General features: G+C 51.1%; 25 protein-coding genes. 2 read left to right on the forward strand and 23 right to left on the reverse strand.

Annotation, left to right across the window (positions count from 1 at the left end; all coding sequences use genetic code 11):
- The first annotated feature begins 143 nt into the window (after positions 1 to 143).
- Positions 144 to 1,046, forward strand: a complete 903-nt coding sequence (locus NQT62_RS03595) for an SDR family oxidoreductase (RefSeq protein WP_256763202.1) — start codon at positions 144 to 146, stop codon at positions 1,044 to 1,046.
- A gap of 89 nt (positions 1,047 to 1,135) precedes the next feature.
- A complete protein-coding gene (locus tag NQT62_RS03600; RefSeq protein ID WP_256763204.1) occupies positions 1,136 to 2,764 on the forward strand; it encodes an acyl-CoA carboxylase subunit beta in 1,629 nt (542 codons plus the stop codon).
- Between the two features lie 85 nt (positions 2,765 to 2,849).
- On the opposite strand, the gene NQT62_RS03605 is transcribed toward NQT62_RS03600, so the two are convergent.
- The 23 genes from NQT62_RS03605 to NQT62_RS03715 all read right to left on the reverse strand — a co-directional run bounded on the left by NQT62_RS03605 (position 2,850) and on the right by NQT62_RS03715 (position 24,413).
- Complete coding sequence (locus tag NQT62_RS03605) at positions 2,850 to 4,421, reverse strand: FecR family protein (protein WP_256763205.1); 1,572 nt, start codon at positions 4,419 to 4,421, stop codon at positions 2,850 to 2,852.
- 274 nt (positions 4,422 to 4,695) lie between these two features.
- Complete coding sequence (locus NQT62_RS03610; RefSeq protein WP_256763206.1) at positions 4,696 to 5,826, reverse strand: acyl-CoA dehydrogenase family protein; 1,131 nt, start codon at positions 5,824 to 5,826, stop codon at positions 4,696 to 4,698.
- A gap of 67 nt (positions 5,827 to 5,893) precedes the next feature.
- The gene (locus tag NQT62_RS03615; RefSeq protein ID WP_256763207.1) at positions 5,894 to 7,885 is read right to left on the reverse strand and encodes an acetyl/propionyl/methylcrotonyl-CoA carboxylase subunit alpha; all 1,992 of its coding nucleotides are present in this window, start codon (positions 7,883 to 7,885) and stop codon (positions 5,894 to 5,896) included.
- On the reverse strand, positions 7,878 to 9,041 hold the full coding sequence (locus tag NQT62_RS03620) for an acyl-CoA dehydrogenase family protein (protein WP_256763208.1): 1,164 nt from the start codon (positions 9,039 to 9,041) through the stop codon (positions 7,878 to 7,880). Before NQT62_RS03620 ends, NQT62_RS03615 begins: the two co-directional genes overlap by 8 nt.
- A gap of 283 nt (positions 9,042 to 9,324) precedes the next feature.
- Complete coding sequence (locus NQT62_RS03625; RefSeq protein ID WP_256763209.1) at positions 9,325 to 10,137, reverse strand: DUF1521 domain-containing protein; 813 nt, start codon at positions 10,135 to 10,137, stop codon at positions 9,325 to 9,327.
- 29 nt (positions 10,138 to 10,166) lie between these two features.
- Positions 10,167 to 11,030 (reverse strand): hypothetical protein, encoded by an 864-nt coding sequence (locus tag NQT62_RS03630; RefSeq protein ID WP_256763210.1) that lies wholly within the window; start codon positions 11,028 to 11,030, stop codon positions 10,167 to 10,169.
- A 19-nt stretch (positions 11,031 to 11,049) separates the two neighbouring features.
- The gene (locus NQT62_RS03635) at positions 11,050 to 11,631 is read right to left on the reverse strand and encodes a hypothetical protein (protein WP_256763211.1); all 582 of its coding nucleotides are present in this window, start codon (positions 11,629 to 11,631) and stop codon (positions 11,050 to 11,052) included.
- 7 nt (positions 11,632 to 11,638) lie between these two features.
- A complete protein-coding gene (sctE, locus tag NQT62_RS03640) occupies positions 11,639 to 12,676 on the reverse strand; it encodes a type III secretion system translocon subunit SseC family protein (RefSeq protein WP_256763212.1) in 1,038 nt (345 codons plus the stop codon).
- Positions 12,677 to 12,741: 65 nt separating this feature from the next.
- A complete protein-coding gene (locus NQT62_RS03645; RefSeq protein ID WP_256763213.1) occupies positions 12,742 to 14,601 on the reverse strand; it encodes a hypothetical protein in 1,860 nt (619 codons plus the stop codon).
- A gap of 84 nt (positions 14,602 to 14,685) precedes the next feature.
- Positions 14,686 to 14,919, reverse strand: coding sequence for a hypothetical protein (locus NQT62_RS03650; RefSeq protein WP_256763214.1), 234 nt, complete (start codon positions 14,917 to 14,919; stop codon positions 14,686 to 14,688).
- A gap of 18 nt (positions 14,920 to 14,937) precedes the next feature.
- Positions 14,938 to 15,177 (reverse strand): hypothetical protein, encoded by a 240-nt coding sequence (locus NQT62_RS03655; RefSeq protein ID WP_256763215.1) that lies wholly within the window; start codon positions 15,175 to 15,177, stop codon positions 14,938 to 14,940.
- A gap of 32 nt (positions 15,178 to 15,209) precedes the next feature.
- Positions 15,210 to 15,425 carry a hypothetical protein gene (locus NQT62_RS03660; RefSeq protein WP_256763216.1) on the reverse strand — a complete coding sequence of 72 codons (216 nt, stop codon included), beginning with the start codon at positions 15,423 to 15,425 and terminating at the stop codon, positions 15,210 to 15,212.
- 22 nt (positions 15,426 to 15,447) lie between these two features.
- On the reverse strand, positions 15,448 to 15,834 hold the full coding sequence (locus NQT62_RS03665) for a hypothetical protein (protein ID WP_256763217.1): 387 nt from the start codon (positions 15,832 to 15,834) through the stop codon (positions 15,448 to 15,450).
- Between the two features lie 66 nt (positions 15,835 to 15,900).
- Positions 15,901 to 16,593 (reverse strand): hypothetical protein, encoded by a 693-nt coding sequence (locus NQT62_RS03670; protein ID WP_256763218.1) that lies wholly within the window; start codon positions 16,591 to 16,593, stop codon positions 15,901 to 15,903.
- A gap of 13 nt (positions 16,594 to 16,606) precedes the next feature.
- Entirely contained in the window at positions 16,607 to 16,948 is a 342-nt protein-coding gene (locus NQT62_RS03675; protein ID WP_256763219.1) for a hypothetical protein, read from the reverse strand.
- 11 nt (positions 16,949 to 16,959) lie between these two features.
- Positions 16,960 to 18,129: a hypothetical protein gene (locus NQT62_RS03680; protein WP_256763220.1), complete on the reverse strand. Its 1,170-nt coding sequence runs from the start codon at positions 18,127 to 18,129 to the stop codon at positions 16,960 to 16,962.
- A complete protein-coding gene (gene sctC, locus NQT62_RS03685; RefSeq protein ID WP_256763221.1) occupies positions 18,126 to 19,937 on the reverse strand; it encodes a type III secretion system outer membrane ring subunit SctC in 1,812 nt (603 codons plus the stop codon). The genes NQT62_RS03680 and sctC overlap by 4 nt, the downstream gene beginning before the upstream one ends.
- Positions 19,930 to 20,547: a hypothetical protein gene (locus tag NQT62_RS03690; RefSeq protein WP_256763222.1), complete on the reverse strand. Its 618-nt coding sequence runs from the start codon at positions 20,545 to 20,547 to the stop codon at positions 19,930 to 19,932. Before NQT62_RS03690 ends, sctC begins: the two co-directional genes overlap by 8 nt.
- The gene (locus NQT62_RS03695; protein WP_256763223.1) at positions 20,547 to 21,293 is read right to left on the reverse strand and encodes a hypothetical protein; all 747 of its coding nucleotides are present in this window, start codon (positions 21,291 to 21,293) and stop codon (positions 20,547 to 20,549) included. The genes NQT62_RS03690 and NQT62_RS03695 overlap by 1 nt, the downstream gene beginning before the upstream one ends.
- Positions 21,269 to 22,057 (reverse strand): type III secretion system inner membrane ring lipoprotein SctJ, encoded by a 789-nt coding sequence (gene sctJ / locus NQT62_RS03700; RefSeq protein ID WP_256763224.1) that lies wholly within the window; start codon positions 22,055 to 22,057, stop codon positions 21,269 to 21,271. Before sctJ ends, NQT62_RS03695 begins: the two co-directional genes overlap by 25 nt.
- Before the next feature lie 27 nt (positions 22,058 to 22,084).
- Entirely contained in the window at positions 22,085 to 22,453 is a 369-nt protein-coding gene (locus NQT62_RS03705; protein WP_256763225.1) for a hypothetical protein, read from the reverse strand.
- 110 nt (positions 22,454 to 22,563) lie between these two features.
- Complete coding sequence (locus NQT62_RS03710) at positions 22,564 to 23,616, reverse strand: EscU/YscU/HrcU family type III secretion system export apparatus switch protein (RefSeq protein ID WP_256763226.1); 1,053 nt, start codon at positions 23,614 to 23,616, stop codon at positions 22,564 to 22,566.
- Positions 23,616 to 24,413 (reverse strand): EscT/YscT/HrcT family type III secretion system export apparatus protein, encoded by a 798-nt coding sequence (locus NQT62_RS03715; protein WP_256763228.1) that lies wholly within the window; start codon positions 24,411 to 24,413, stop codon positions 23,616 to 23,618. Before NQT62_RS03715 ends, NQT62_RS03710 begins: the two co-directional genes overlap by 1 nt.

Below are 24,413 nucleotides of genomic sequence, written 5' to 3' on the forward strand. Positions count from 1 at the left end.
TCGGGAAGTTGTATCCTCAGCAAGGCATCCCCGTTGAATCGTGGTTAGAATAACAATCAAACGTTCGTTTGAATAGTTGTTTGCTGTTTCCTCAAACGATATTCCCGCACACCGCATCCACTCATGCATTCATTGAGGCCACTGTGAATCAATTTCAATCCGTCTTCAGACCCGGACTTTTTGAAAGTCAAACCATTCTAGTGACTGGCGCCGGCTCCGGCATTGGCCGCTGTACGGCTCATGAGCTGGCCAGCCTGGGGGCCAACCTGGCACTGGTGGGCCGTAAAATTGAAAAGCTGGAAACAGTGAAAACGGAAATTGCACGAACTTGCAAAGTCAAAGTGAGCATTCACAGTTGCGACATCCGTGAGGAAGAGCGCGTCAAGGAGACCGTGGCAGCCGTGCTGGCCGAGCATGGCAAAATCAACCACCTCATCAACAATGCTGGTGGCCAGTTTCCGTCACCGCTAAACATGATCAGCGGCAAAGGCTGGGAAACTGTCGTGCGCAACAACCTAACCGGTGGCTTTTACATGGCCCGCGAGGTGTTCAATCAGTACATGATGCTGCACCTGGGTGAGGTGGACATGTCCATCACCAACATCATCGCCGACATGTGGAATGGCATGCCCGGCATGGGGCACTCTGGCGCTGCCAGGGCCGGCATGTTGAATTTTTCCGAAACAGCATCCAACGAATGGGCGCCTGTGCGCGTTAATGCCGTTGCGCCTGGCTTCATTGCCTCCAGCGGGATGGACACCTATCCTGAACCCATGAAGCAAACCATCATGCAGCTGGACAAAACCATCCCGCTGCAACGCCTGGGTCTGGAGGATGAAGTGTCCTCGGTGCTCACATTTCTGTGCAGCCCGGCAGCGGCATTCATCTCGGGCAGTTGCATTCGCGTAGACGGTGCAGCACCGAATGCACGCCGCATATGGCAAGTGGGTACTGGAAAACCCAACCCGCCATTCCAAAGCTTTCATCTGGGCGGTATTCCAGAGGTGATTCAGCGGCGGGATGCGGCACGTCAAGTCAAGTCCTAACACTTTGATCAACGCGGTCCAAGCGAATTGACTTTCAATCGGACTGCCTTGAAAATCAAACAAACGTTTGATTTTTTTCGGAACTCCCCATGCCCATTCTCGAATCCAGTATTTCAACCAACACGCCCGCTTTTCAGGCCAATGCAAACACGATGCAAGCGGCCATCGCCGAATTGCGCGCACTGGAGCAACGCACCCGCGATGCCTCGGCCAAAGCCGCACCCGCATTTGCCAAACGCGGGCAGCTGTTGCCACGCGACCGGGTGGCCTTGCTGCTGGATGCTGGCTCCCCCTTTTTGGAATTGAGCACCTTGGCGGGCTACCAGCAAGACGGACAGAAAGCGGAGAAAAGCATTCCGGGTGGCGGCATTATTGCGGGGTTGGGCTTTGTGGCCCAAACCCTGTGCATGGTGGTGGCCAGCGATTCGGGCATCGAAGCCGGCGCCTTGCAAGCCATGGGCATCGAAAAGATGCAACGCGCGCAAGACATTGCACTGGAAAACAAACTGCCCTTTGTCAACCTGGGTGAATCGGCTGGTGCGAACCTGCTGAAATACAAAGTGGAACATTTTGTATTGGGCGGCGGCAATTTTTACCGGCTGGCCAAGCTCAGTGCGGCGGGTCTACCCGTCATCAATGTATTGCACGGCTCATCCACGGCGGGGGGCGCCTACATTCCCGGCTTGAGCGACGTGGTGATCATGGTGCGTGACAGGGCCCGTGCGTTTCTGGCTGGGCCGCCATTGCTCAAAGCCGCCACGGGTGAAATAGCGACTGACGAGGAGCTGGGCGGGGCAGACATGCACTGCTCGGTGTCCGGTCTGGGTGAGTACATCGCCGAAGACGACCGGCATGCGATTGCCATCGCCCGTGAAGTGATGCAAAAAATGGACTGGCAGTCCAGCAACCGAACGGCCATGCCAGCGCTGGATGCTTGCGCTCCCCCGCCTCGGTATCCCGGTGAAGAATTGCTGGGCGTCATGCCTTCAGACATTAAAACACCAGTGGACATGCGTGAAGTCATTGCCCGAGTTGTGGATGATTCCGATTTCCTCGAATTCAAAGCCAACTATGGCAGTGCCACCCTGTGCGGCAACGCCAAAATCATGGGTCTGGCCATCGGCATCATTTCCAACCTGGGGCCCATCGACACGGCGGGTGCCACCAAAGCAACGCACTTTATTCAACACTGCTGCCAAACCCGCACCCCGATCGTGTATTTGCAAAACACCACCGGCTACATGGTGGGCAAAGATGCCGAGCAGGGCGGCATTATTAAGCACGGCTCCAAAATGATCCAGGCTGTGAGCAATGCCACAGTGCCCCAGATTACGCTGCTCTGCGGCGCCAGTTTCGGCGCTGGCAACTACGGAATGTGCGGCCGCGCCTTTGGTCCGCGTTTTGTGTTTGCATGGCCCAACAGCAAGACAGCCGTGATGGGGGCCGAACAAGCCGCAGGCACCATGGCAACAGTGATGCAGGCCAGCGCGGCACGCAAGGGCATGGAAGTGCCGGAATTCATGCTGGACAATATGAAAAAGCAGATTGTGGACACCTTTGAGTCCCAAACCAGCGCGTTCTACACCAGTGGACTGTTGCTGGACGACGGCGTGATCGACCCTCGAGATACCCGACAAGTATTGGCCTTGGCTCTGATGGCCTGCCTGCAACAGGAGCGCAGCGTTCAAACCATGCAGTTCGGCGTGGCGCGCATGTAAATCCACAACAAAGCAAAAAGGCACCCCTGGTGGGGTGCCTTCTCGCATCGAAGCGGGGGTCGGAGCCCCGCACGATTGAGGTCGATCAGATGGGCAAACCGCCGGCGGGCAACTGGCTGGTCAACGCATCCAGTGGGTTGGCGTCGGTCGAGATCGGCAGGTTGGCCGGGTTCAACAAGGCGGTCACATCATCCAACGGCGTTCCAGTGCTGGGGAAGCTTGGCAAGCCGCCAGCGCCACCGCCCAGGGCGTCAGCCACGGGGCCCAATACCGCATCCAAAGGTGTTCCAGTAGGGCCATCCGAAGCGCCACCGGAGGGCAGCGAAGGCAGGCTGGAAGGATCCAGCAATGCAGTCACCTGATCCAAGGGGGTGCCAGTCTCGGGGAAGCTGGGCAATCCACCTGCTCCACCGCTGGGCAGGGAAGGCAGGCTGGAGGGGTCCAGCAGTGAAGTCAGCTGATCCAGCGGGGTACCCGTGGTTGGGAAGCTGGGCAAACCACCGCCAGCGCCACCACCCAAGCCACCATTGAGTCCGTCAATCAACGGGGTGGTTGCTGGTTCCAGTGCAGTGAACAACTGGTCAATGCCACCAGCCAGGGGTTCAGACACCATGGGCAACGCATCAGTCGCCTGGCCCAGACCATCAAACAGGGGCTGAGCAGCACTCGCCAACTGGGCCAAACCATCATGCAGAGGCCCAAGTGCAGGGTCCAGTGCGGCAACCGCCTGTCCAAGCCCATCGGCCAGCTGTGGCGTGATCATGTCCAAACCGCCACCCAACTGCTCAGCAATCACACGCAAATTCACGGGCAGGGTATCGGCAGCAGCCGTCACCATGCCACTCTCATCACCAGCCAACACATTGGTCAATGGCGACAGTGCAGTGTCCAGTGCATCGGTAATGGGCGACACATTTTGATCCAGCGCGGTGGTCACCGGCGCAAGGCCAGTCAGTGCATCCGTACCAACGGTATTGACCGGGTCGAGAATGGGCGACACAGCGTCCGTTACTGGGGCCAGCTCGCCGGTCACCGGCTCCAGGGCATTGGTCACGGGTGCCAACGCTTGCAGTGAAGACTCAGCGGGGGTCGCCACTGGATCCAACACGCCGGTATACACGCCAGTCACTGTGGGGTCTAGCGGGCCAGTGGTGCTGGCCACGGTTTCAACAGGGGCGGGAACACCCACCACATCACCATTGGAGCCAGAACCGCCGGTGGAGCCGCCATCACCATTGTCGTTGTTGCCGGCAATCACGAATGCAGCGCCAGCCGCAGCGGCCAAGGGGCCAGCCAGTCCACCCGCCAACATGCTGGCGCCAAACAGGCCCATCATGCCACCGGTACCAGCAACAGCCACCACTGGATTGTTGGTTTCGTCAGACGTCACTTCAAAGTCGCCCTGCGCCACTTCAAACTGCGCACCGGCGTCGGTGTCTTTCAATGTGGCCTTGGAATTGGCCTGCAAAATGCCTTCCGTGGCGTTCTTGCCATCGGCGGCGGGAAATTCGATGTAGGCAGAACCTTCCGCGCCCGTGGTGATGGTGTCACCGGCCGCAATGATATCGCCTTCTTTCAGTGCAACTTGTTCGCCATCAGCGCGGGTAACAGTGACCTCGCCCAGTACGCTTTTGATAATTCCAGTGATGTTAGCCACAGTACATTCTCCGACAATGGTGTGTGATTGCACGGCGAAAATCGCCGCGTTGTATGGGTTTTACTGAACCAAGCAGCGAAACAGATGCGATTTTTACCTACAATTTAACTATTGTTAACAATTATTGAAGGGAAAAGTTTTCGCAGGCAAATCCAGTGCTGCGCTGTCAATGTTTGCTGCACACCAGCGATTCACTGGCGTGACATTACCGTGCGTAAAGTGTACCTCTTTCGAGGGATCAATGCGGCCCCACTGACACCATCAAACCACCCATTCACCACCCCAACTGGCGAATAGCCAACTCCTTCATGATTTCTTCTGCGCCACCCCCAATGCACATCACTTTGACCTCCCGGTAGATGCGCTCAATGGCGCAGCCACGCATGAAGCCCATCCCCCCCAAAATCTGGACAGCCTCATTGGCACAGTGCTGCAAGGTCTGGGTGGCCTGGTTTTTCAGCAAGCAAATGTCGGCCACCAGGGTTTGGTCAATGTCGCCGCGGTCAATCCGCGCAATCGTTTCATCAAACCACGCTTCGGTCGCACGCACCTTCATGCGCATGTCAGTCAGCTTGTGGGCAATCACCTGATGATTGATCAAATGTTTACCAAAGGTTTCACGATGTTGTGCCCAATCCAGTGCGTCTCTCAAACAGACTTTGGCAAATCCCACACAAGCGCCAGCCAGCATCAACCGCTCGGTATTGAAGTTCTCCATCACAATGCGGAAGCCCTTGTTTTCCTGGCCAACCAGATGGCTGGCGGGCACCTGTACACGGTCAAAATGGATGGCAGCGGTGTCACTCATCCACCAGCCGGTTTTCTTCAAGGGGGTTCGGGTCAAACCCTGGGCAGTGCCGGGCACCATCAACACCGAGATGCCTTTGGCCCCAGCCTCACCTGTGCGTACAGCGACAGTCAGCCAATCCGCCCGAATACCACTGGTGATGAACACCTTATCGCCGGTGATTTCATAGTGGGGCTCACCATTGACCATCACCAAGCTGGCCCGGGTTTTAAGATTGGCCACATCAGATCCGCCAGACGGTTCAGTAATGGCCAACGCACTGATGGCCTCACCCTTCAAGACCGCCGGTGCAATCATGGACACCAATTCATCTGAACCGTGGTTGATCAGCGGCGGCAAACCGATGTTGTGGGAAAACAGCCCCGCCAGTAGTCCGCCCGAACCCGCATCACAAATCAGGTTGGACAGGCGCAAGCGATCAGACAGGCTGCACTCAAAGCCGCCGTATTCTTCGGGATACCCCAGGCCCAACAGGCCCAGGGCACCGGCCTCACGATACAGGTCACGTGGAAACTCGCCAGCCTCATCCCAGTCATTGATGTTGGGCCGAATCCGCTCATTGACAAACCGCTCTACACTGCGAAAGAAATCATCCATCCCGGTCTCCAAAAGAATTCAGGCTCATCGGATGAGCCTGAATTATGTTTGCACTGCATCGCGGTTTTTATTGAACAGGTTTTAATAGCACCAGGGTCTGGTTCAAACCCATCTGGTCACCCACCTGCACAACAACCTGGTCTACCACTGCAACCACTTTGGCTGCAATCCGGTGTTCCATCTTCATGGCTTCCAGGCACACCAACACCTGACCAGGCTCTACAGTTTGTCCAGGCTGAACCAACACTTGGGTAATTTTTCCGTTCATCGGACTTTTCACCAAGGGCTGAAATACACCATCGCTGGCGCTCGCCGTGCTCACCAAGGTGTTGTCCTGCACACACAAGGCCTGCGGATTCAAATGACGCTTCACCCAGAGCGCCGTTGCCTGCTTTAAGAGCAGGAAACGATTGAACTGCCCATTGATCAGGCAACGAACATCCACGCCATCTGCCACTGGTGTGGCCACCCAATTGCTGACCACCAGGGGATCACCATCGATCAATCCAGACAAGGAAAAGGCCCCCGCATCCGACAGTGGCGCCACACGCACCTGCAACACCCGACCTTGCGTCTCTAGTCGCAATGGTCGAACCAAGGCGCGGGTGCTGGAAAAGCCAGCCATGCTGGCTGGCCAACACTGTTCAGTCCCGCTGCCTTGGGCCAGATACACGGCCGCCACAACCTGTTCCTCCAGCAACGCCTGAGGAGCCAGCAAATCATCGGCATGCTCGGCCAGAAACCCGGTGCCAAACTCACCCGCCTGAAAAACCGGGTGACTGCAAATGCGCTGCAAATACAACGCATTGTGTTCAAAACCAACCAGCACAGTGCGGTTCAAGGCATCGGCCAGGCGTTCACAGGCCTCCAACCGGCTGGTTGCGTGCACAATCACCTTTGCCAACAGGCTGTCATACCAGGGGCTTACCTCCCCCCCCACCGTCACGGCATGGTCAGTGCGAGCGTGATCATCGGGCTGCCAAGCCAGCACCGGTCCAGTTTGTGGCATGAAATCCCGCGCAGGGTCTTCTGCACAGAGTCGGCCTTGAATCGAATGCCCGGTGAACCTGACATCGTCTTGCTGCAGGCTCAAGCGCTCACCCGCTGCAATGCGCAACTGCCACTGCACAATGTCCAGCCCGGTAATCGCCTCGGTCACACCGTGCTCCACTTGCAATCGGGTGTTCATCTCGATGAAGTAAAACGCACCGGAGGCGTCCAGCAAAAACTCCACCGTGCCCGCACCCACATACTGTGTTGCTTTCACCAACTTCAATGCGGCCTCGCCCATGCGTGCTCGCAACTCGGCATTCACAGCTGGGCTGGGGGCTTCTTCCACAATCTTCTGGTGACGGCGTTGCACCGAGCAGTCCCGCTCACCCAAGTGAATGGCATGACCATGCGTATCGGCCAACACCTGGATTTCAATGTGCCGTGGGTTGAGAATTGCCTTTTCCAGCATCACGCGGTCATCGTTGAAGGCATTTTTGGCCTCCAGTTGGGCTGAATGCAATTGCGATGCAAATTCGCCTGCGGTCAACACCAAGCGCATACCGCGCCCACCACCCCCGGCCAACGCCTTGATCATCACTGGATAACCGATGCGTTCTGCAGCCTGCATCAACGCTTCCACCGAAGCGGTTGGGTCGCTAAATCCTGGAATGCACGGCAAACCAGCAGCTTGGGCAATCTGCTTGGCTCGGGCCTTGTCGGCCATGTCTGCAATCGCCTGGGCTGTGGGGCCCACCAACGTGATGCCCGCCTCGGCGCATGCAGTGGCCAGCATCGGGTTTTCCGACACAAAGCCATAACCTGGGTGAATGGCGTCAGCCCCACAGGCTTTGGCAACCTCAATCAGCTTGTCAATGCGCAGGTACGAGTCCAGAGACGGCGCAGGGCCAAGGCAATAGGCCTCATCGGCCTCCTGCACATGGAGTGCCTTCGCATCGGCTTCGGAATAGACGGCCACGGTGGTCATGCCCAGCGGGCGGGCAGCGCGCAATATGCGGCGCGCAATTTCGTTGCGGTTGGCAACCAGCAGTTTGCGGATTCTAGGCATTCTTTTTCTTGCCCGGCAAAATGCCCATGAATTTGCAAATGATGCCCAGCATCACTTCGTCTGCACCGCCGCCAATCGAAATCAAGCGACCATCGCGATACAACTGCGACGCTGGGTTTTCCCAGGTAAAGCCCATGCCCCCCCAAAACTGCAGGCATTTGTCGGCCACTTCGCGCACCAGACGACCGCTTTTCAACTTGCACATGCTGGCCAGCTCGGTCACATCACTGCCAGCCACATAGGTTTCTGTGGCCTGCCACACCAATGCACGAAGCGCCTCAATTTCGGTTTTCAGCTCGGCCAGGGTGAAATGCACCACTTGCTGATCCAGCACGGTGCTCCCAAACAACTGACGTTGCCGGGTGTAATGGATGGTCTCATTGAGCACATGCATCATGCCTTCAATGCTGTTGGCAGCGCCCCACAGGCGCTCCTCTTGGAACTGGATCATCTGATACATGAACCCAGCCCCTTCCACGCCAATCAGGTTGCGCTGCGGCACCCGCACATTGTCAAAATGGATGAGCCCAGTGTCAGAGGCCCACATGCCGATTTTGTGAATTTTTTTCTCAATCGTGATGCCGGGCGTCTTCATCGGCACGATAATCAGACTTTTGTTCTGGTGGGGCTTGCCATCGCTGGTGTTGGCCAGCAAACAAATCCAGTCAGCCTGCAGGCTATTGGTAATCCACATCTTGCTGCCGTTGATCACATAATCACCACCATCCTTGCGGGCCGTGGTTTTTACACCCGCCACATCCGAGCCTGCACCAGGTTCCGACACGCCAATACAAGCCACCATGTCCCCGGCAACTGCCGGGGCCAGAAACTCTCGGCGCAGCTCATCTGAGCCAAAGCGGGCCAGTGCCGGTGTGGCCATGTCCGTTTGTACACCAATGGCCATGGGCACCCCACCACAATGTATTTTCCCCAAGGCCTGTGCAGCCACCACCGAATAGCTGTAATCCAGTCCCATGCCACCAAACTCCACCGGTTTGGTCAGCCCCAGCAAACCCAGATTACCCATCTTCTTGAAAAGATCATGCGCCGGAAACATCTGTTCCCGCTCCCAGGTTGGGATGTGTGGGTTGATCTCGTTCTCGACGAAGCGCTCAATGGTGCGCTGCAGTTCCTTGTGTTCCTGGGTGATGATCATTCAAGTGGCTCCGTGGTGCTCGAGGCTGGGTATTTTCACCGCAGCAAATAAATCAAACGTTCGTTTGAAATTAAAGCATAACACAGACCATTAATTTGTCACTCATTTGGGAACTGGTGCAGCAGCATTGCCGAAAAAAATCCCCTACGCCTCATAAATTGAGAGTAGGGGACTCATACAATGAACAGGAACTAACGCAGCGATCTATGGCTAACAGTCACTGCCGCTTGATGTGAATTTCACAGAAAACGTTAAACATGCTTTCGACTGCAACCCTTGGGTATTACGACTGCATAATCTTTTGGCTGCTCTGTGCAGCAACCGAAATAACTTTATCAAAAGCCCCCGTGTTGCTCTGCATCACCATGCCTAATCTACTTAGCGAAGCCTGCAATGTCATCAAGCCAGCCAAATCCGAAGTTGATGTCGCTGCTGCTAAGTTATAGTCACCCTCACAAAGCTGCACATTGACTCCGATTCTCTGCATCGCTCCAAGCAATCCAGTTTCGCTGACTTGCTGATACAACGCATTTCGCAGTGCAAGATCGCCTGAAGAAAACTCGTTAGCATCTGCCCTGAATCCCGTAATACCGGAACTTTGTTGATTGATTACTAGATCTCCAGAGTGCGTTGTGAGCTGCCCATTCGCACCCAGATTAAAACCATCACCGTCGGCCAAAGCCGCATCAATCGACGCAGCCTGACCTGTGAACATGGTGTGTTTCAAGTCACCCAAACGATTCTGACTAATTCCATCGACCAACATGGCGTCGTTACCATAAGTCACAAGAATACGGCGCACCACAAACATGTTGGCATTGCCCTGCCATGGCTCGGTTTCAAATGTGATTTTACCGCCACCTTCCAAATTGAAAGTGGTCTGGTTCCAGAAGTCAAAATCATTGGTACCGTCGTTGTTCAAGTCGACGTGTGGATCGCCCCAAATTCGCGTCGAACGTCCACCCGTCAAGTTGTTCTGAATGATGATCTGAGAGTTCTTTTCATCAATGAATAAAGTCCACTGACTCCCAAGATTTATGGTCAGCATATTAGGGTCTGTTGCTGAAGGCACTGCGCTGATTGAATTGATTCCCATGGTTTCCCCCATATATGCACTTGTCATTATCAAGAGGCCATCAAAGCTTGATGCAATGTTTGGCTTAAATTTTGAGCCGAGTCCTTGGTCCGCTGAATTTCATCCAGTATTGCCTTGAGGGAACTGGAAAGGCCCTCTACATTCTGTCCATGCATCACCGCGTTACGGACGTCCAGAAAATAATTTTTCATCCGCATGATGTCACCTTGGCTCATCTTGTCACCATTTAAATACCGGTTGATGTAGTCAATACCCTCATCTTGCGCATAGTCGAATGCAACGCGAATGTCCCTTCGGTAGCCGCCGGAGCCTCGGCCTGCGGAATACACCGACCACGACCCGTTGGATACAATGCGCGCACGCCCAGCTCTAATTTCAGCCTGCACATTTGCGGGCACTAAGGACATTGCATCGGATGGCCTTTGTGCAGAAGACCCTGGCCCTCTGTAAACTGTAAAAGTTTGCTCTCTCGGAGTGGATAAGCGCTGACGTCCATTCCACACATATCGGGCCACATCAGGATCGACTGCATTACTGCCCAATCCCAACACCAGACCGAGTATTTTATTGATATCCGTCATTTCGGATACATTTTGGTCCTTGTTGGACAATGCCGCCAACGCGTTATCAATGTTCTTCAACATGGTGTCCAAGGCACCGTACCACTTCACCTTGTTGTTCATGTTCGTCTGGTCCTGTTGCAAATAAAGCAACTTCAGAATCAGACAGGCTTTAACCATGCCCATGGTGTCGCCGTTGGCAGCGGCAGTGAATACATCAATCAGTTTTTGTCTAATTTGGTCAGCGGGAGGAGAAGGATCAACATCTGGCGGGCGCGATACAGCAGTACCACCGACATCCACTGTTTGGGTAGAAAAGATTGAAATGGTCATGGCCTACACTCCTTTTTATTCAAGCAGAAATTGCACCGTTTACCACACTGCCCAAACCATAGTTTTTCTGATAGGCCTCTAAAATGGCCTGATACGCCCGGGTGACAAATTGCGCATCGGCTTCTTGATCTGCAGCCTTTCGTTCCATGATTGCAGTGGGTACCTGACCAGCAGACTGACCCAAGCCTGCAAACAAGTTTGCAATCTGAATCGTGGCGGTGCCGTTGGATACATAGCTATCCCCGTCTTTACCCAAACGACCGCCTTTCATCAAGTTCCAATAACCGTAGCTACCAAACCCTAAGGCCGCAGTGGAAATCACCAAACTACAGATTGCTCCTGCTATCTGTCCCCACATGCGATCCCGATTTGCATCCTTTTGAACCCGCATAATCTCCAGATTTAACTTGTCAAGAAAGTGCTGCATGTTGACACCGCTACGCTCCATGAACCCCAAAATCTCATACAGCAAAGCCATGTCTGGGCGGAATGACAAAGCAGATACAAAAATGCGAAACTCCTGTACAGAGCCAAAACCTTGAGCTGGCAGGCTCGCTGTGCCTGCATTGTTGTTTGCTCCAACTGAGGGTACAGACATCATGACTCCTTTAAGCATGGATGGGGTTGAGTTGGCCAAGGGTTGAGTCAATTTGACCAAGGCGCTCATACTCACGCTTCAACCCGTTTTTAATTTGCTCGCAAAGATTGGCCACAAAATCCGCCTCGGCAGACAGATCCTCAACTATCTTCATTAATTTCGCGATATCGATTTGATTGACAGAGCCAGCAATGTCTACGCCAGACTTGGCCGCAAAGCAGGTGTACTCCAAAAGATCGATAAAATACGGCAGGCTTTTACCACTCAGAAGTTCTTTAACAGCAGCACACATTTTGTCGCAAGACTCTGCGATGGCTGTTGTGATTTCCTTCATCTTGTCACCCAAGGCAGATTGGAGCTTGGCCAAATTGCCCAAGTTAGATGCGGCCGCTTCTGCGGCACCTCCAGCTTCTGCTGCAACCTTCGCAGTATCTTTTGCAACCTCTGCCACTTTGGAGGCCGTATTGGTTGCGGCCGATGCGCTTCTGCAAATAACCACAGATAACACCAGAATGATGACCAAAATCACAGCGCCCATCGCAGCGCCAAGCTTCTCACCCATTGCGCCAATCAGTGACTTCATCAGTGCATTAATAGCTTGCATCATCAACGGGTCTTTTCCACAAGCTTCAGAAATATACATATCCATCGCAACGGCGATGGTGACCGCCAGCAGTACAATTGCAGTGGGATTGCAAGTCACCAAGGCCCCAATAAAGCCCAGCGCAACCCCAATCGCCATGAAGATTTTCATCAACAAGCCCAGCAGCCCGCCTTTCTTCTTTTTATGCATCTGATCCAGTTGCTTCTCAGTCTCCTTGATTAAGGTGTCTGCTTTAATTTGATCAACTTGCGCCAAAACCTTGGAAATGGTCTTGATCAAATTGCGCACGTAATGCTGAAGAATCAGAATCGACTCATCGGTCAAAATGTCCAGACGAATATCCTCGAACTCTCCAGTAGCCATTAACATGGATGCTTGGTCTACCGACAATGTCGCAGAATGGCCAGTGGTTGTACTGAGGGTGATCAAACCGCTTTGTCCCATCGAATTCTCCTTCAATGCTCTAGCGCGATTGGCGATTAAACCAAGAGCACTAGAGCCGAGTACAGTTAAGCGCTGGCCAAAGCCTTGTTAACAGCCGCATCCTTTTTGTTCAAGAAAGCCATCAATACCTGATATAACTCCGAAAGGTTTTGATTAAGATCCTTAATCCGTTGATCGATCTCACTCAAACGCGAGCTGATCTCACTTTTGCGCTCTTCGGTTGTACCTCGTTGGGTCGATTCATTTCTGAGGAGAGTTTGCTCCGACACCAGAACCGCAATTTGCTGGTTCATCCGAGAAAATGATGACAATTGACGAGCCCAGAATTCGTTGTAGTACAGATTGGCGTTGCCCAATTCGGACAGTTGGTTCAGGTTTTCGGCTGCATTACTATCGATTCCATCGAATACGGTATTGAACTCAACAAGACCTAAACCAATCACAAGCGGGTTGGACGAATTGTTGGTTAGAGCCAGCGAGATGGCAAACATGTCTATTTCAGACTGTCGGTTTGTAGCGCTACGGTATGTGGATAAACGATCCCGCGCGATTTTATTAGGCAAACCGGGCTCATTAATGACGGTAGCTGCGTAATTTCCCAACACTCGAATCAGCAAAGTTGCTGGCACATACAAGTCGGATTGATTTAACAGGTTCTGCATCAAGACCAATGCCGAGTATGCATTCGACGGGACCACCATCAAGTCATTACTGGGGTCTGCATCGCCCGTTTTGGTGGGATCATCCACATCAAAAAAATAAGTGAAATAAATTTTGAATGAATCAACCTGGGGGGAACTGTGTAGTTCGTTCAAATTGGCATTTAAGGTACCAACCAGTGCGCGCTCGAATGCATCCAAGCGTCCGCTGGGGTTCAGACCCGTTACATTAAGGCCAGCCAAACTGCCGGTGACACTTGGTAGCTCGCGACCAGTCCGCTTTGTGATCAGTGCGGCCACTGTTTCCAAACGTTCCTGGGCACCCATTTCCATGCCAGGAATTCCATTGGCCAGCCATGCTTGTTCAGATGATGTGCCATACGCAGCAATAAACCCAGAAAGCGTCGCGTTGTAGAGCACCTTACCAATTTCTGTTGCCTCGGCAGGTTGCAATACACCCTGCCCCTGTAGGCTGTAAACCATAGATGCCAAAGCCTGTATGGAGGATGGGAAACTACCTGGCCTATTTGCGATTAAGGCCAGGCGGGCAGTGAACTCTGCGACGTTCAAGCCGTCAGTGGCACTGAAAGTGGCCAACAAGTTGATTTTATCCAGCTGCGAAATTGAGCCGTTTCTGACCAAACTTGACAGCTCGTAGTTGAATCTTACAAATTGAACCAAGCGACTGTGATCACTGTCAGACAAGGCAGTCGGGTATTGCGCGTGAATCACATTCAGCAGCGCAATCATGGCATCGCGGTCGGCAGTAGATGCCACATAACCCGTGCTACCCGGGTTCGTTAACAGTTCTCGCAAAGCCTGGATATTTGGCGGAGTTTGGCCAAGCGCGGAAATCATGGAATTCAACTGGCTGGCGTTAATACCACCTCCACGCAGCACAGAAAACATTGCCGACAACACTGCCACCAATGGGCGTAGGTTATTGAGCTGATTACTTAAATTCAAGTTGCCACTGGTCGCCTGAGCAAGCAAAACCAGCAGCTGGCCAATTTGGGCCACCAGAGAAGAATCTGTACTAGACCAACTCCGCTTCTGCAACCATGCGGTCAACGAAGCCAGAATATCGTTAGAAGACCCTGCCCCACCATTGGCCAATAAAAAAGCGAGCAATGCCTGTGGATTGTTGTCAAATTGTGCCAGCAACTTGGACACAGTCTCTTCATCCCAACCTTCAATTGAATGCTTATTTGCCTGAAGGCCCGCCTGAGCAAGACCAAATATGGCCTCCACCGTGCTTGATCCCATGGTATACCCCAATAAGTTTTACGAATGGTTGCAGCCCGATTCAATGTGTTAAGCCACCGGGCTGCAAAGCCAACACCCGACGTATTAAGACTGCATAATTTTTTGTGCGGCTTGCTGCTGTGTCGAAATAATTTTGTCCACTGTGGCGGTACAAGCCTGCATTTTCATGCCCAACAAACTGAGACCCGCCTGCAGCTTCATTAAACCTGCCAAATCCGTGGTCGCCTCACCTGCTTTATCGTTGTACTCTTTCTCGATTTTGCCGAGACTTTCAATACCCTTATTAATTGCTGAATTCATATTTACTGGATCTGCCATGGTAAATCTCCTGAATAATTAAACTGAAAAACGATTCACAACATCCTGCAGGTTTCTCATGGTGTCCCGCACCACCGTTTCTCCAAAGTTACAACTGATTTTTGCGATGTCTCCTTCTGAAGGGGGGTCATTGGGATCTATTGTTAAAGTACCAAAATCCACTGGCGGTATTCCATAGTCTTGAAGCTTGTTTTTCCAGTACGCTTCGTATTCCGCACGGTGTTGTGTACGGTCTGGTTCTGGGCCTGTTACTGGCATTGCGCTCTCCCAACAATGAATGTTTAAGGGGGTTAACGATTCACGATTGTTTTTAGCGGCGCAGTGAGATCGTCCACAATTTTCCCAGCCGCACTCCAGGAAATTCCAACCACACTCATTTGAAACTGGGTGGCCAACAAATCACCAATATCGCTTCCAAAATCCGGGCTGGTCATCTTTTCGCTGATGAGTGCCATTTTTTTATCCGCCTGGGAAACAGTGGCTGTTGCAATTTCATAACCATTCATGATGTAGCTCCATGACATTCCTTTACTGTTGACGAATCAATCCTTCAAATGCCTCAGCCGACTTGGACCCGACTTTGGAGGCAAGCTGGAGGCCCACCGCGGCATTCGCACCTTCATACTGAGCAATCAATAAGTTGCGAATATCTTGAGCATCCTGAACTTTGCTGACACTTGCTTTGAGGTGATCTGTTTGGGCGACGTATTTTTCTTCAGCCGAACCAACCAATTGGTTGAGCGCAGAAAATTCATTGGATTTGATAGGAGACACACTCGGAGTACTGCTGCTCTGCAAGAGCTGATTGAATTGCAACACATCTGAGCTGTGAGGCCGACTTGGCTGCGAGAAGCCACTGTCTTGAAACGTACTTTGACTGGGTTTCGCTGATATCGACTGGATGATTTCATTCATTTTTTGATCCGGTTTCGACTTCTCCTGTAAATTAAGTGGATCAAAAAAAGAATTAGTTCGTTGAGTTCAACTTATTTGGATTCTTAGATCAACGCTGAGTCGCGTTTTAAGGCCTGCCTCAATGATGGATGCGAATTGCTGAATGCCTTTTTTTTGAGCCATTGATTCCGTCACCAACTCCAAAATCCAGCAGCTATCCTGTTTTTTAACGCGAATGGTCAGTTGGCCATATTGAGGGTCTGTCAGTTGAAACTCTTCAAGAGTCGCATTGGATTGTTTGTCTGCATGAATCGTGCTTTCCTCAGCCAAGTACCTTGTTGGTTCTCTCCCGCCAATCGATTCACCATGCTCACGTGGCTGCTCAGCACCCTTGTTGTCGGCGCTCCATATCAAGCGCTTTCGCATTTCAATCACCGCATCAACTGATTCCTCTCCGCCATTACCATGGCTATCATGAGATGAGCTGCTTTGAAACAACAGCGACTGGAACAAACCGGCTGCAGATAAAGCCTCTGCATGGTTATGGGTAGATCCATCCGGTCGATCATTGACTTGAGAAATTTTCACATTTCTCTTCTCACCCTTGGACCAATCAACACACGGTCGGTCAAGTCTTTTGCGCTCTTTCAGTCCCCAAACGTCACTTTCAACGATAGAGTCTCGCTGGTCTGACACCTGCTGAGCCTCTGTTTCAAGTGCTTTGTTCAAGCGCTTGTTACCCATGACCGATAACCTTTGATTTGGATTGATTGAACTCATCGATACCCCTGCTCTAGCTCAAACCCAAAAGTGTTAAGAGCCTGCTCAGCACTTTTTTTTGCATCGCTGGGCTGGGCAAATAGCCATCGTGATTAAACCTCAAAAGCAACGTTGGTGGGTTGGATTCGTACCATGATAAGAACGTCAATTCATCAATCATATCAATACAATCTGCACCAAATTTTTCAACACTCAGACGTGCATCATCTGGTAGCGAAGTGGCTTCGGGATCGTATATCAGCAAATACGAACGCTCATGGAGAGAAGAATTAGCGTCATAAAAATGAGCGTCAAAAAGCGCCCAGTCTGCAACATGGCACACCACATCCGGTAGGTGAGGGCCCTCACGATTCATGTAACGAAACCTTAAAAACTTCCGGAATGCACATATGCTTGCTGGGCAAGTCCCATCATTTCAGTCAGCACCAGCAATCGTGAGCTGTTCTCTTTCCACCTCGACGGTGAAACTTGCCGAAGTGCATTTGTGGTCATGGTCAAGTAGACAGCGCGCATTTTCGGCTTTGATATTGAACGGGCGAAGTCCCGAACTGGCGATGAAGATGGCGAATCTTCTTGGTCAATCAGTCTGCAGGCTGCGGCGAGCTCATGGGCATCCGCTGGCAAGCGATCTGCCCCCTTTTTTCGGAGAAGTTCTTTAGATTTTCTCGCTGCATGATTTAATTTTCCAATATCAGCCAACACTTCAATTTGCGATAAAAATTGGTTGATGAGAATGGGATTGCTGAACTGTCGGGATAGCTTCCGATCTCTTTTGAATGCTGATTGCAAAACTTGGATCAATACATGGATGTTCTCTGTAATTCTTTTTGAATCCATCTTCACGACCTGATCAACCAAAGGAGACATTCGATTTATATCCGTTAGCATTTTTGAATAGATAGCAGCAAAGTTTCTAGGGCTCATGTTTAACCTGCTACCTACCTCAGTGGCCATCAAAGCGGCTGTTATCTTCGCCTGCAGATCCACAGGGTCAGCTTGAAGGCGCATCGACATGGCCCCCTCTATTTTGGCGAATTGCTCTGAATCTAGACTCAGAACACTCTCCGAACTCGCTGCAAGGGCGTACTGCTCGGCAAGAAAGTACCTTAGATTTCGTTGAGCCTCGCTTTCATCGCGATACCCATCGGACTCATCGCGCTGATTGAAATCATCATTTCGGATGATTTTGCTGAGTGTGTAATGTAGAACCACGTCATCATCGACAATCAGCTGCTTAAATAAATCTGCAATTTGCTTTCTATTCAGCCTGTGTCCAAAAATGGCACCAGCAACGCCAGCTTGTTGTTGTGCGAAAGCCTGATGCGTCATCACCTCCACATCATTGGATGCCAAGGCCTCTGCATTTCCATACGGACGAGTACTTACCGAGGGTTGAGCCTGCGAATCGACTCCTTTGCCAACAAGCCCTGCCAGCATTCGCTTTGCAGCCAAGCGCTGGGCGACATGGGCGTTTTCGACACTGGGCTGAGCCGCCGCAATAGACGGCACTGACTGAAGGTGAATATGGTCTGTCATGGATTTGCAATGATTTTCATCGACGGGTTGTACTTAAGCCCATTGGTACCGCTCGCCCCCTCGAGCAAGCGCCTTTGACGCATTGGCAATACTCTTGGCGCATCGCCTGTGGCAGTTGGCTCTTGGTTTGAATTTTCAGGAAGTACCACCCTTGGCGTAATCATGAATAGCCGAGATACCTTTTGCGATCGATTCTCATTGGACTGCATTAGTTTTCCGATCAACGGTAGATCCCCAAGCAACGGTACTTTGTATTCATTTTTTTGAGTGGTTTCCCGGTTATAACCCCCAATCAAAATCGCTTGATTCTGAAGAATGACGGCCTGAGTACTAATTGAACTGTTTTCAACTTGTGGCAGCTCAATTCCTTGTGAGTTTTTGAGTGAGCCGTCTTGAATATCAACTTGCAGGAAAATTTTCCGATCACCATTTTCCTCAATGACTCGCGGCAACACTTTCAAAAGGCTACCGGCTGTCACCGGCACTACATCAGCAACCCTTTCGCCCACCACCCTGACATACAACGTTTGCGTTAAATCAATAAACGCACCCAAATTGTCCTGGGTTAGAATGGTGGGTCGCGCCAATACTTTGGCGTCTTGGTTGCCTTCCAAAGCACGAATTTGGGCCAAGAACTTGCCTTTGTTGTTGATCACCGCACCATTGGCGATGCTGTTGTTATTGAAGGTAGAAGGGCGGCCTGCACCTTCCCCAGGAAAATCGTAAGCCAGCGAGTTGTTGCGAAACCCAAATTCAAAACCCAATTCATCCAATTTTTTTTGATCAATATCGATCAGCATGGCTTCGATTTCGATCATTGCCAGCGGGACATCCAATTGATCGATCAAGGTTTTGTACTGTGTGTATCGACTTCGATCATCACGAATAATGATTGTGTTGCTTCGGGGATCCCCTTGTACGATGGGGGACCGATTGGCCTGCCCGCTTTCCGGGATGACTGAAGAGCCTGGCTGTCGAAGCATAGTAGGACTTCCCGGAGGCTCATCACGGCCTGCGTTGCCGCCACGGGAGTCGTTTGATTGCATTGCACTCGCTTTACCCAATAAACCGCGCTGCGATTGGTTTTGAGGCTGATTTACTTTGCTTGCAGTGCCTTTGTTCTCGATAACACCCCGAAGCACACTTAAAACACCTGGTGTTACCACTTTCTGATCGCGGAAATTAAATTCACGATCATCAACGCTCGCGTGCTTTAGCTTGAATACCATGAGGTCGAGAGACTCATTCCGGCCTCCAAATCTCGACAGATCCTCGGGATTGGCTTGGAAAGCTTGACGGAACAAATGGATGTAGGACCGCGGCGCCGTAACCAGGACGGCCTGCCCACCCGGCTGTTCAATCACTTTAAATTTCTCAATCGAAAGATCAGCAGATTTAAGCTGCTCATCCCAACCAGCAGACGGCTTGACAACCGGAATTGATTCGGTTGTCCAATCGGATGATTTGTAGATGTATAAAACCCCGGCGCTGATGTACCAGTCGAAGCGATAAGCACGTGATAGGTCCTGCAATGCCTCAGTTAGACCTCGGCCTGATATTCTGGATGATATGGGGTCTCTGTAACCCGTACTGCCGCTGACTCTATAACCAAATGAGGAAGCAATACTACGAATGACATCGTCTGGCATTTCCTGTCGAGCAACATACAGGAACGGTGTTTTATCGCCACTGGCGTCTGCCGACATAGCACCGCCGGAGTTAAGGATCAAGCTCAGGCCAATCACCGCTGCCAGTGTATTTAATGGCAACTTGATGAATGTTATCCACTCACGCTTCATTTCATTCATCGTGCCATTTCCTGGTTGACTCAATCAGATTCTCAACGAATTCAGCGGCATCGACTGAAATTCGAGCTCCGCCAGGAAACTCCAGCGCGACCTCAGAGGCCTTGATTTCAGATGTTTCCACGACATTCAATTGGGCGAGATGCCCTGCTATCCGACTATTGGCTATTGCCTGCTGTAATCCATCGGACTGACCGTTGCATACCAGCCATTTGATTGCAAACCGATTAGACTGTGTTTTAGCCATCTGTGTAACCGCATGGTTTAACTGGTTCCATTGATCAGTCTGCAAGGAGAAACTTTCAAGTGCATCGCCCAACATCTGCATGACAATTTTTTGGAGATTCCCTTCCAAATCGCAACGGTAGTTTTCGATTTTCTGGATCGCGTCAAAAAATGCCGACTTCACATCTTGATAGGCTTCGATACGGGCTTGCTTCCGAAGATGGTTTGCCTCTTGATGCGCAATTTCGAGCGCCGCTTGACATTTGGCTTTTACCTGGGTTGTGTAGTCTTCCAGACGATGTAATTGATTTAGGTCCTCACAAGAAAAATAAGGAATTGACAAATCAATGTCAGCTTTCTGGGGTATGTGTCTAAGTAAGGGACTCATCAAACTTCCTCACCTTCCAGGGCCGCATCACCTGAGTGAGCAGAGCTCATCAATTCCTCCGAGAAGCTTTTGATTAAAAAATCAAAATCATGAGGAGATACATCCTTTGAAAACGTATCAAACTCGGCCAAAGTCGCCAACTCTTCTACCGCTTCTAAGAATCCGTCGACAAACTCAGGGGTGTTTATGTTATCGATATGCGGCCTTTCCTCAAGCCCGAACTCAACATGTAACCGACGCGCCAAATTCGGATATTTCTGCTCCAGGTGGTGATGAATAATCAACCCCATATTCAATCCTTTGACCACCTGCTTTCTCAGTGATTGAAGGAAGTCGGTTTTCTTGGCTCGCCAAAATAGCAATGATCGAACCTGGTCAGCCCCCACATTTGGAGCGATCGTTCTCCATCGCCGTAGGGGCCACGAATTCACAGAACCATCAGTACTGAGCGCCGTGAGTAGCGATACCAATCCCACCCGAAGTGGTTGATTAAGACAAAACCCCAAAATCCAATTGGGGTAATTACAGCGATCTGGATATTCAGGCCAGTCGGTTAGGTTGCACAATACTCGGGCTGGGCACCCGTCACCAGAGTCATGACTTGACGGAACTGCCCCCCACCATTGCCACCAAGAAATCCAGCGATAGGTGTCTGGGCTGAATACAAAACCAGTGTTGTGCATCATCAGCGCCTCTGATTGCTCGATGGACTCGCAATTCACTATTTTTTCAAGGCTGTCTTCCATTCGCTCATCCTCGCTAGAAACCATTGAGGTTTTCTCAAGTAGATGTAAAGAACCGATGGCAATAACAGGATCCCGGCGCAAAGTACAGCCAATAATATTTTGAAGAGCACCACGGATTGGCGAAGAATCCCCACACCGAAGACCCACTCCACGTCTTGCTGGGGCGTAACGATGGCCTGTGAAGGTAAGGCAATGACGCTCACTGAATCGGGTGAATCTGTCGGTAAACCAGGTATGCTGTTAAACACCAACTGGCGAACCTTGGACACATACAAGCCAAAGTCAGTATCAGCCCTGTGCTTGATAAACACTGCGGCCGAAGACGGGGTGAGCGGCCGCCCAGGGGCCGGCTGATCGGGCAGCACGACATGTACCCGGGCTGATATCACCCCATCAATTGTCAGTAAGGTTTTTTCCAACTCTTGTGACAATGCGTACAAGTACCGGGCCCGCTCTTCAAGCGGAGAAGAGATCATGTTCTCTTTTTTGAATACCTGTCCTAAGCTGTCAGTACGCGTTTTTGGCAGACCCTCCTCCCGCAGTACCTCAAAAGACTTCTGCGATTCATCTTGCGACACCGTGACGCTATAGCCCTCCTTATTGGAAATTTTTCGAGGCGCCAAGCCACGGCTTAATAAGGCGGAGTAAATTTCATTGGCCTCTGGCTCCGATAATTTTTCGTAAAGCGTGACTTGTGATTCACAGGCCACCAGCAGCATGCTTAAAGCAACAGCGGTGGCAAATCGAAGCGTTTTTCTTTTCATTGCCCATGCCCGGTTAGAGTCGGCAGTTCACCGTGATTGATACAGTTTCGCAATCTCTTCTCCAGATGAATCGGCCTTACGGCCAATGGATGACTCCAGAATATTCAACTGTATTGAGTGAAACGACATGCTGGTTAGCTCGGAAACCGTGAGATCCCCCTCAGTTTGAGCAAACTGCCGAATGGGCAGATGTAGTTTTTCCAGCGTTTTGCTTGCAGCATCGAGACCAGTGACCAGCTTTTCCCACGCGGTGCCATCTGTTTCTTCAATTGATTGGCGGGAGAACACAGGCTCACTTGATCGATTGGCGTGATGTGCACCATCCACCAAACTCGAAAAGAGCTGGACATCCAATGCATCGGGCTGCACGTATTGGTTGGGGGCAGGGCCAGACATGCGCTCTGGCTGTTGTATGAACGAGATCGACAGTGTGGACATGGGGACTTTAACCTGAACCGGGTATAAGCTGAGTACCTCCCTATTGTCAAAAGTTCTTTTAATTCGGGCTATGGCTCTTGCGGGTTAGAGCGGAGAGCCATCAATTCCCTAAACACCTCTGCAGCCATCTCCAAATGCCCTCGTTTGAGGTATTGATCAACATCACAGTCTCTGTATATCGCTCTTGCGAGTCGAACGTTGCGCACAATGGGGACACCCAATTTCACGGCTTCCCTTCGGAGTTCGGCGGCATCAAGATCCTCAGTGATGGCAAGGATATATGGCAGATCATGCTTGCCCGGTTCATAATCAAGCGCCACGGCAATGTGGGTGGGATTCGTCACCAATACCTTGGCCGAAGGTAATCGGGTCAGCGCACTGTCCAGCAAACTCTTGTGCATTCCTTTTCGATGACTTTTCATCTCCGGATTGCCTTCCATCTGTTTGTACTCTTCCTTGACCTCGTGCTTGCTCATTCGGAGGCTCTTCATATGAAACCGATGAGTCACAAACCAATCGATGGCCACCAAGGCGATAAAGACCAACAATGTTGGCCAGATCAGTTTTTTGGCAAGCTCCAGCCAAAGGTTGTAAGCACCAGAAAGTCCGCCTCGTGGTGCATGCAAAATTTCACTCCAGTGATCTTTTAAAACATAGTATCCAACTACAATAAAAATGATCACTTTTAGCAGGGACAATAGAATTTGTGAAATGGACTTCCAAGAAAGCATATTTTTGAAATTACTGATGGGGTCCATTTTTTTAAATGACGGTTTAACCGCTTCTGGGGCAAACAAGATGCCAACCTGAACCCACACTGAGATGATCGCTGCGATCGCGCCCCCCCCCACAGTGATGACCATCATCAGCAAAAAGTCAGAGGCAATCGTTCTGAGCAAATGTTCTACAGGTACGTCTCCGGAAATAAATACTTGGGCCAAAGCATTTTCCATCAGAGACAATGCTGAATGGCTCACTACAGAAGATGCTCCGAAAAAAAATCCAAAAAAGAGAATAAGCTTTACAAGAACGGTGACGTCCTTACTCTGTGAAACTTGACCCTTCTCTCGAGCATCATCGAGTTTTTTTCGTGTGGGCTCTTCCGTTTTTTCTTGACTCATTAAACACCTGCCAATGATTTATTGAGCCACTGCAATTGGATATTGAATGATCTGATCATTTCATCCGATGCATACTCCAGCACTAAATAAAGCACAGCAATCACAATGAGACTGCGCAACGCATATTGCAGGGAGTAGACCTGAAGGTTTGGTGCAAATGCGCTGATGACCGACATTGCCAATTCGGACAACATCGTCACAATCAGCAGTGGAGCACTCAGCAGTAAAGCCAACGAAAAAAAATTGGCAAAAAGTCTGATGAGACCATCACCCCATTGACTCAAGGAATCACTATGAATCATTCCAGGGGGCATCACAATAAAACTCTGATACAAGGCTGTGATACTCAATATCAGCATCGGGCCCGATACGAAAAGAATCATGTAGAAATAGCCCATCAGTTCTTGGGCGGGCAATACTTCCTCACTTTGTACTGGGCTGCTCATCGCAGCAAAAGTTGCGCCTCGATACACATCGGCGAGGGCACCCAAAGTCATTAGTGCGTGGTAGGGCAGGGATAATGTCAACCCCATGAATAGACCCAGACACGCTTCCGAAAAGGCTGTCAAAACCAAGATGCCTGGCTGATTAAATACGTGGCCGGCAATGTGAAAATAAAATTGGGCTGGGACAAAGCTCAACGCAGAGGCGATCGCAATACGCGACATCGTGGACGAATAATTTTTGGAAAACAGTGGAATAAAACCAATAAAAACCATGGTGCGTGGCATGAACCACATAATTGCTGCGATTAAGTCACCAATCGCACCGGTTTGACTGTTTAGCTCTTGAAGCAT

The sequence above is a fragment of the Limnobacter humi genome, from assembly GCF_024518835.1.
GTDB classification, from domain to species: domain Bacteria; phylum Pseudomonadota; class Gammaproteobacteria; order Burkholderiales; family Burkholderiaceae_B; genus Limnobacter; species Limnobacter humi.